The 2566-nt window shown below is 35.0% G+C and carries 2 protein-coding genes; both read right to left on the reverse strand.

Annotated elements, in window-relative coordinates; translation table 11 throughout:
- Nucleotides 1-1316, reverse strand: a 1316-nt coding sequence (locus AC3AX0_RS11345) for an S-layer homology domain-containing protein (protein ID WP_487550394.1), incomplete at its 3' end; no start/stop codon positions are given.
- A gap of 160 nt (nt 1317-1476) precedes the next feature.
- Nucleotides 1477-2391 carry a CobW family GTP-binding protein gene (locus AC3AX0_RS11350; protein WP_487550395.1) on the reverse strand — a complete coding sequence of 305 codons (915 nt, stop codon included), beginning with the start codon at nt 2389-2391 and terminating at the stop codon, nt 1477-1479.
- Between the last annotated feature and the right edge of the window lie 175 nt (nt 2392-2566).

The following is a 2566-nucleotide window of genomic DNA, read 5'->3' on the forward strand; positions in this document are numbered from 1 at the left end:
TCAAAAGTAGTTTCATCACCATCATCTTCCAAAGTTATTTCATCAAGGACACCATCATCATAATCAAATGCAGTCAAAACTCCTTCAGTTGTTGAAATTTCTTCCTCATAAGATATGCACAGAGCAATGATATCGCCATTACCTAATAATCTGGCTTCAATTTCATAGTCAATGTCTTCATCCATATCAAAGTCTTCAAACTCTGATTCACTTATTTCTTCACCGTTCATGAAGATTTCAATATCTTCATCAAAGTCAAAGTCTTCAGACTCTGTTTCACCTTCAGGTATTATATCCACACTACCGTTGTCATCTAAATCGGTATCATATTCAAGCTCGCCTTCAAGCTCTTCATAGGATACAAGGATTTCAACAACAGTTCCATCTTCCAATGTTAATTCTACTTCAAGATCGATATGCTTGTCCTCATCCAGTTCATCAATTTCGTCCTCGGCATCTTTATTGCAGTTGTTTTCAACAATGATTTCAACATCTTCGTCAATATCATCGAAGTCAATATCATCGTCAAGGGTAATAGAAGCTAGAGTTGTATTGCTGTCATAGTCGAAATCTGTAAGGATTCCAGTTGTAGTCTCTTGTCCATCATCATAATCTATCCAGTCAAGCTCAAAATTGGTGAATATTCTATTCATCAAAACCGCAAGTTCTGCTCTGGTAATTGCTTTTTTAGGCTGGAATTTTCCGTTGTAGCCAATCATAAGATTGTTCATTCTGATTCTATGTACATATCCAAGATACTCTCGATCTACATTATCGGCATCCTCAAACAGTTCTTCGAGATTGCCTTCTATATCATCGTTTGTTTCTAGATTAAATGCATCAAGTGCCATCATTATATACATTGCAACTTCTTCCCTTGAAGCAGCAGAGTTCGGATTGATTTTTTTCAAACCTTCCTTAGTTAATACGTCTTCTTCTTCAGCAAGTGAGATATAAGGAATCATCCATTCATCATATTCTCCACCTTCATAATCGTCAGGAAGATCAGCTTCCATATCAAGTCCTTCTTCTTCATCGATTAATCTAAGCAGCATGATAATAACTTCTATTTCTTTTGCCGGTCTGTTTGGAACGAATCTACCGTTACCTACACCTTTTATAACGCCTTTTTCTGCCATGAATTGGATCTCTTCGCTGGCCCAATCATAACCCATTAAATCTTCAAATTGATTTGTAAACTTTTCCATTTGTTTCATTTGTCCTGGAGGAACCTTGCCATTAGGTACCGCCATTGCTGACGTCATCATGCTAAGCACCATTATCAATGCTAACAGTACCAATAATACTTTTTTCATAATTAACACCCCGTATAAGTACTTAAATTCAAATGATAATTTAAGCACATTAAATTTTTTATCTGCTATATATTACGAAAACCAAAAATTTAAATTGGGGTAAAAAAATTACTGCTCAAGGAGCAGTAAAGAGGGAATAATATTTATCGAGGGACAAATACTATATTGTTAGTGGTATATTAAGATGTTTTTTCCATGAATTTGTAACGACACTTATTATTTTGATTCCAACTGAGGAAATTATGACCAGGTTTGTAGCTTCATCGCTTTTATCCCATGGTGAAATCCTAAGCTGGTTGTTTACTGCACTAATTTCGTAAAGACCTTTTTCAGTATTGACAAAGCCTTTCATTCTGAAGGTCGAATCTTTTACATCATCTATAAATTTATTTAAGCCTTCATAGTCTACGGTTTCATCTGTTTTTAAAACTAGTGTCTTAGGTCTATTTTCCCTAGTATTTGTAGTGTCCTGTGATGCCGCGTCGACAGGATTTAGATTACTTACCAAATCCTTGATATTTGTATCACAGTAAACTGTTCTGTATATGTTTATATTATTGTTTAGCTCCAATAATTTGATTTCTATTTCATCGATTTTTGCTTTTGTTTGAAGATCTGTTTTGTTGACTATGGCTGAACTACTGTATTGAATCTGTCTGGTTAGGGCAGGGAGGAGCTGTAGCTGTTGTAAAAAATAGAGCGAGTCTACTATACATACGGAGCCTGAATAGTCATAATCCATTTCGGCGATTTTATTTACTGAGCCAAGAATAGATTCTATGTTTGATGGATCTGCAAGACCAGATGCTTCTACGATTACATATTCAAAGTCGTATTTTGTCATTTCTGCAAGAGCTTTAATGAAGTTGTCCTTTATGCAGGCGCAAAAAATCGAGCCGTTGTTAAGTTCAACCAAGTCCATTCCGTTTTTTTGTATAAGTGTTCCATCTATTCCTTTTTCTCCGAACTCGTTCATGATGACTCCAACCTTTTCATCCTTGAAGTCTTTCAATAAGTTTGTTAAAAATGTGGTTTTTCCTGAGCCAAGAAAACCTGTTATAAGTACAAGTTTCAAAGTATCACCTCTTTGTTGAAAGTTTTCCTAAACTAGAATAAAAGGGGAGAGTGGTCTCCCCTTAGTATTTTGTCATGTTTTCTAATTGAATTCTATATTATAGAAGTTTTTCTATTTCTTCAGCAAATTCTTTCTGACTTGGAATTATTGAAGACCACTTAAGTTCACCATTTAT

This window comes from Dethiosulfatibacter sp., from assembly GCF_983023055.1.